This window comes from Rhodococcus sp. NPDC060090 (assembly GCF_042729855.1).
Lineage (GTDB): Bacteria > Actinomycetota > Actinomycetes > Mycobacteriales > Mycobacteriaceae > Rhodococcus.
Map to the genome: position 1 here is coordinate 56,197 of NZ_JBHWXB010000024.1, position 6,123 is coordinate 62,319.

Here is a 6,123-nt window from a genome sequence, read left to right on the forward strand (position 1 = left end):
GTGCAGGCCAAACCGTGCGGCGAATCCCGAGTCATCAAGACCAGCAGGGTTTTTCCCAATGACATCAACGATCACAACACGTTGTTCGGCGGGAAGCTGATGAGCGACATCGACATGACCGCGTCGATCTCCGCGACCCGGCACAGCCGCGCATCGGTGGTCACGGCGTCGACGGATTCTGTGGCGTTCCTCGCACCGGTGACACCGTCCGACTCGGTGTGCCTCGAATCGTTCGTCACGTGGACCGGACGCAGCTCGATGGAGGTGTTCGTGAAGGTCACCGCCGAAGACCTCCGCAGCGGTGACCGCCGGATCGCCGCGACCGCATTCCTGACGTTCGTGGCGATCGACGACGCCGGCCTGCCCACCCAGGTGCCGCCGGTGCTGCCGGAGTCCGACGAGGAAGTCCAGCTCAACAGGTCCGGTGACGAACGAGCCGAGACCCGCCGTGCGCACCGTCGGCAGAGCCAGAAGATGGCCGAATACCTCACCACGAGCCGCCCCTGGTGATCACAGAGGCCGGCGACCTTGATTCGCCGGCTTTCGGAAGTATAGTTCTGCGTATGAAGAATACTGTTCTCGGCAAGGTTGCACTCGTCACCGGCGCCAGCCGAGGAGTCGGCGCGGCCACGGCAATCGCTCTGGCCGACGCCGGATACGCCGTGGCATGCGCAGCCCGGTCGACGCGCGACCACCCTCGACGCACCCCCGGCACGCTCGACGACATCGTCGACACCATCCGAGCCCGAGGAGGCACAGCGATCGCCGTTCCGGTGGACCTGTCGGACCGCGAGCAGGTCGGTGACATGGTCGAGCAGACCGTCGCCGACCTCGGCCGGCTCGATGTCCTCGTCAACAATGCCGGTGTCACCTTCGTAGGCGACATCGACATCCCTCTGCGCCGCCACGACCTCGTGATGGCCATCGACCTCGACGCCCCGCTGATCGCGATCCGTCATGCCGTACCGCACCTGCGCGCGGCCGGTGCCGGCCGCATCCTGAATGTGTCCTCATTGGCTGCGTTGAAGCCGGTCCCGGGACTGATGTCCTACGGCATCGCCAAAGTAGGCCTCGAGCGCATGACCGTCGACCTCGCCCGCCAGCTCGCAGCAGACAACATCGCCGCCAACTGCTTCCGCATCGATTCCCCGGTCGCGTCTGAGGGCACGCTCGCCAACCTGCCGGACGTCGACCACAGCGATTTCGCGCCGAGCTCCGAAGCGGCCGAAGGAATCCTCTGGATGCTCGAGCAGCCCACCGACTACTCGGGCCGGCTCGAGAGCATGACCCACCTCGCACACCGCGAAGGGATCATGCACACGGCCGCGTCCCGGCCTCTGACACCGACCGAAATGTTCACCGGCGTCCACGACGACCAGCCGAACGTGTTCGTGGACGGGTGACGGATTCGGGCCCTCCGGACCCTACAGCGACCGGGCGATAAGGGATTTCATCACTTCGTTCGCCCCCGCGTAGATCCGCTGGACGCGCGCATCCTCGTACATCCGCGCGATCAGGTACTCGCGCATGTACCCGTAACCACCGTGCAGCTGCACGCACCGGTCGATCACTTCGCATTGCTTGTCGGTGAGCCAGTACTTGACCATCGCGGCGTCGGACGCGTCCAGCGTGCCGTGCAGGTGCTTCTCGATGCAGTAGTCGAGGAACACCCGGCTCGTGCGCGCGATGGTCTGACACTCGGCGAGCTCGAAGGCGGTGTTCTGGAATTCGAACAGACTGTGCCCGAATGCCTCCCGCGCCTTGGTGTAACGGACAGTCTCCTCGACCGCGCGTTCCATCGCACCCGCGGCCTGTGCGCCGATGATGAGTCGCTCCTGCACGAGTTGTGCCATGAGCTGACCGAATCCGAGACCCTCCGATTCGCCGAGCAGGTTCGACACCGGCACCCGAACGTCGACGAACGACAACTCCGAGGTGTCCGCCGCGTGCTGGCCGACCTTGTCGAGTACGCGGCCGACCTCGAAGCCGTCGCAGTCACGAAGGTCGACGATCAGCAGCGACACGCCCTTGGCCCCCGCCTTCGGGTCGGTTTTGACGGCGAGCACGATGACGTCGGCCGACGAGCCGTTGGTGATGAACGTCTTGCTGCCGTTGACGACGTAGTGGTCGCCGTCGCGGATCGCGCTGGTCTTGATCGCCTTGAGGTCGGAACCGGCGGTCGGCTCGGTCATACCGATCGCACCGAGGATCTCACCGGTGGCCATTCCCGGCAGCCACGTCGTCTTCTGTTCTTCGGTGCCGTATTCGAGGATGTAGTGCGCGACGATGCCGCTGTGCACCGAGACCCCGAACGCGAGGTCGCCGGAGTAGCCTTGCGCTTCGAACACCGCGAGATCGTGCGCGAATGTGCCTCCGCCACCGCCGTATTCCTCGGGTACCGAGCACAACAGCAGACCCAGCTTGCCTGCCTTCAAGCACACCTCGCGGTCGATGCGGCGCGACGACGCACTCGACACAGAAATGCGCCGCACTCTGCCCGAGCCGATCGTGCGCATGGTCGACGGAACGGAAGGATGGGCGCAACTACGACAGGTGCTCGCCGACGCCCACGACCACGGATACAGTGCCCGCGCCGTGCTCGGCGAAACCGTCGCCATCGGCCCGCTGCGGGGTGCGAAGGACGTCGGCGCGGTCCTGGCCCACCGTGCCCGCACCATCGTTGGACAGTTCCACGACCATCCGGCGTTGCCGCCGCTGCCGATCCGCAGTCTCCTCGACACCGATACCGAGATGTACGAGTTCGCGGTCGAATGCGCCCGCCGCTACACCGAGGCCACCGACCACGCCGCCGCCGACGACACCGGAATCGGCGAGGTGATCCGCCGCTACCGCGACACCTCCGCGCTACTCGAAACGCAGCGAGTCCGCACCCTCGCCACTGCCGCATTCGGAGAAGAGACCGGCAACCGGATCGCTGCGGAAGCCTCCGCACACCTGCTCGCCCGCCAGTTCCACCGCGCCGTCCAAGCCGGTATCGACCCGATCAACCTGCTCACCTGGCACCGCGAGCGACTGACCGAACAGGGCATCGACATCACCGCCGCTGCACTGCGCTCCGACATGGCCCGCCCGTTGACCGAGCTGATTGCCCGCCGAAACGGTGAGTGGCTCGAGGCGCACCACGACACCATTGCGGAGCACCTGCCCACCCTCGCCTTGCAGACCGACGACGAGCGGGCACACACCATCGCCGGACGTATCGAACACATCCACCACATCAGCGGTGCCACCGTCGACGAGATCGTCACCGACCTCGCACAACGGGCCGGGGCCACCGCCCCGGCGACCACATTGCTCGCCGAACTCGACCGCATCGCCGCCGACGGCCGCGACTTCACCCACCCCGACGCACCCGAGTGGATCGTCGCGCCCGTCTCCGGCGCCGACACCATCGCCGCCGACCTCGCCCAGCAGATCCGCCAGGACTACCAGACCATCACCGACCTGCACCGCGACTACCGCGACCAGCTCACCGACGACACCGCCCCGACCTGGGCACAGTCGAGCCTCGGCCCCTGCCCGAACGATTCCGAACACGCTGACCTGTAGCGGGCGACCATCGCCGATGCCGCCGCCTACCGCAGCGCCCACCACGTCACCGACGACGCCACCCTCGCCGGTGGCCGGCCGAACGGCCGCCGCGCAGTACTGGACTGGACTCATATCGAACGCCGCCGCAGCCAACTGCTTGAACAGCAGAAACATCAGCAGCGCAGTGCCGATCACGCCTCGCAGGAACACCCCGGCGTTGTCCGCACTGAGCAGCAGACACGCGGCGTTTCACCTGGAGTTTCCTCGCCTCACACGAGGCGGAATGGCTGGTAGGTAGAGGTCAAATGGGGCAGCGGCACTAGGAGTCGGAGCGGGCCGTGCGGCGGTCTTGCAGGGCAAGGAGGATGGTTTTTAGCTGCGGGAAGGAATCATCAATGCCTCGATGCCCGGAATGGCCATGATGTTCGCCGTCAGACGCGTATCCGATGTGGCGACGAGTGTGTCGAATGAATCGATACCTGTTGCTGCGCACCATGAGTGATCCTCTGGCCACCAATAGTTCGGCGTGACTGCCAACTCGAATCCGTACTCATTCGAATCCGACGCTTCTAACACTTGGAACTCGGCTGTGTCGATCTGGGTCGAGGGCGCCAGATCAAGCAGCCGCCGCGCTTCTGGGTCGTTGTAGCCATTCCAGAGCAAGCCAGTGGATACCGTCGCCAAGCACTCGTAAAGCGGCTCCTGGAATAGCGCAGGCAGCGACCCCTGTTCGGGCGGACAGTCGAACACGTGCTCGACAACATGGTTGGGGCTAGTGCTTCCCGACACGTCATACCAGCTTGAGCCCATGTTCAAGGTGTGGCCAGTTCGTGATCCGATATCCTCCCATCGCACAGGACGATCGTTCAGATAAGCGGGGTGCAGTATGCGAACGGTGTGCGTGAACGCCTGCGCCATCCATCTGTTTCCCGAACGATCAAACACGGCCGGATAGGATCCGTCCCGAATCCAATCGGCACGCTGGGGATTCTCCGCCGGGCGCCACCAAACACCTATCGCCATTGCACCTCCTGGTGAGTACAGGCAAGTCTACGGACGTTGGGATGTCATGCCCCAGGTCGCGCCAACCTCGGAATTTACATTCTCCGCATCGGATCCGATCCTCGGATACCAGGTGGCAGCAATGACGACATACGTGCTTGGAGACGGGACGTACAACCGCACCATCGCGTTCTCATCAATGCCGAATACGCAGGCGGCAGCGGACGGTTTCTCTGCAGCGTCGAAACGTACGCACGGTTCGGATTTCATCGACGACTCATCAGGAATTCCGTCGGAACCAACAGCTTCGAAAAGAACCAAGTCCAAAGTAACCGGAATGGCAGATGTCTCAATTGACGCCTGCAGTGGGCCTGGTGGGACCCGTGGCCATATCATCTCCGCCATTGGCGGATCGACGACGGTGCCGTCGATCCTGTTCCATTCGGCGGATAGCAGCGGCACTTCTGTCCCGTTCGCCGTCATTGATGGAATTGGGCCGCTGATGGTCTGATCATCGACTGGAAGATACGTGAATCCTGGGCTGCTGTCAGCAACCGTCTCCGAAAATTGAGTCTCTTCTTTCGTCGGACTGCCGTTACCGCACGAGCTGACAGTTAATATCATCGCGGAGGCGAGGGCTATTACCAGCGATTGTTGAAGCAATGAACCTTCTCGAAGACATGGTTTCCGCCAGCCGAATACGTCCTATTTCCAATCATGAAGCTACCCGAGAACCGGATCTGATAATCGTAGACGGAGTAACGGCTGCACCAAACTGCAGTTGTAGTGCGAATACGCGGGTAAGGGCTAGGACCAAACTCAGCAGGGTCTCCAGCTTCAGGTAAGTAACTGAACAGAGGGAAGCGCTGTCCCCACCAGCGCAACCGCTTCGTTGCGCCTTCGACCTCATGGTTGGAGAGGCCTGGCGCCGGGCAGTAGGACCGGATTCGGGTATGTATCTGATCTGCGTTGTTATTCGATCCGTGGGGAGTATCTGGTTGTACAGCGCATGAACTGAGGTCTGGTTCGTCTGGCTCATCTTGCCGGCGGAGGGGGCCTACAATCCCATGAAAAGCTGGACGTGGAGATGCCGACTCAGGATCATCCGTGGTAGTGGGTGGTGGCGCAGAAGGAGCGAGCTCCTGATCATCTGGCTGTGGCACCTCTGGTGTCGCCGGAGGTTCTGATGGGCTTTCTTGTTCTAATGGCGGAGGGGCTATTGCTGCGTCAGGAGAAGTTGGATCCCAACCGTAATCTGCCCATCTCGGCCCGCTCGGTTCGATGACATCAGCCGGGTTAACGGGGTCACCCGGTTTCCAGTCTATCGTCGAGCCCTGGAAGTTTTGAGCCCACCCGTCTTCAAACGGGTATTCATTTCCTCGCGGATAGCCGAAACGCCCAGTCTCCCATCCGCGACTTGCCCAGTTCTCGCGGATCGCACCCCATACCGTAAATGCTGTCGGCCCCGTATTAGCCCGGGGCTTTCACGGAAATAACGAGCCGACCGAGTGTTGAAAGCAAAGAATGGTGCCCTGAACTGCGAAGATATGGCTTGTCTAAGGTCATGTC

6 protein-coding genes are annotated in these 6,123 nt (G+C 62.9%); 4 read left to right on the top strand and 2 right to left on the bottom strand.

Annotated elements, in window-relative coordinates:
* Positions 1 to 510, top strand: coding sequence for an acyl-CoA thioesterase (locus tag ACFWCF_RS24670; RefSeq protein WP_378567310.1), 510 nt, complete (start codon positions 1 to 3; stop codon positions 508 to 510).
* Positions 511 to 563: 53 nt separating this feature from the next.
* Entirely contained in the window at positions 564 to 1,403 is an 840-nt protein-coding gene (locus tag ACFWCF_RS24675; RefSeq protein WP_378567313.1) for an SDR family NAD(P)-dependent oxidoreductase, read from the top strand.
* 21 nt (positions 1,404 to 1,424) lie between these two features.
* Here ACFWCF_RS24675 and ACFWCF_RS24680 read toward each other — a convergent pair whose 3' ends face one another.
* Entirely contained in the window at positions 1,425 to 2,516 is a 1,092-nt protein-coding gene (locus tag ACFWCF_RS24680) for an acyl-CoA dehydrogenase family protein (protein WP_378567316.1), read from the bottom strand.
* Between ACFWCF_RS24680 and ACFWCF_RS24685 the strand changes: the two genes are divergently transcribed.
* Complete coding sequence (locus ACFWCF_RS24685; RefSeq protein WP_378567340.1) at positions 2,422 to 3,570, top strand: hypothetical protein; 1,149 nt, start codon at positions 2,422 to 2,424, stop codon at positions 3,568 to 3,570. The genes ACFWCF_RS24680 and ACFWCF_RS24685 overlap by 95 nt on opposite strands.
* Before the next feature lie 354 nt (positions 3,571 to 3,924).
* On the opposite strand, the gene ACFWCF_RS24690 is transcribed toward ACFWCF_RS24685, so the two are convergent.
* Positions 3,925 to 4,575, bottom strand: coding sequence for a hypothetical protein (locus ACFWCF_RS24690; RefSeq protein WP_378567319.1), 651 nt, complete (start codon positions 4,573 to 4,575; stop codon positions 3,925 to 3,927).
* 121 nt (positions 4,576 to 4,696) lie between these two features.
* Between ACFWCF_RS24690 and ACFWCF_RS24695 the strand changes: the two genes are divergently transcribed.
* Positions 4,697 to 5,065, top strand: coding sequence for a hypothetical protein (locus ACFWCF_RS24695; protein ID WP_378567322.1), 369 nt, complete (start codon positions 4,697 to 4,699; stop codon positions 5,063 to 5,065).
* The last annotated feature ends 1,058 nt before the right edge of the window (positions 5,066 to 6,123 follow it).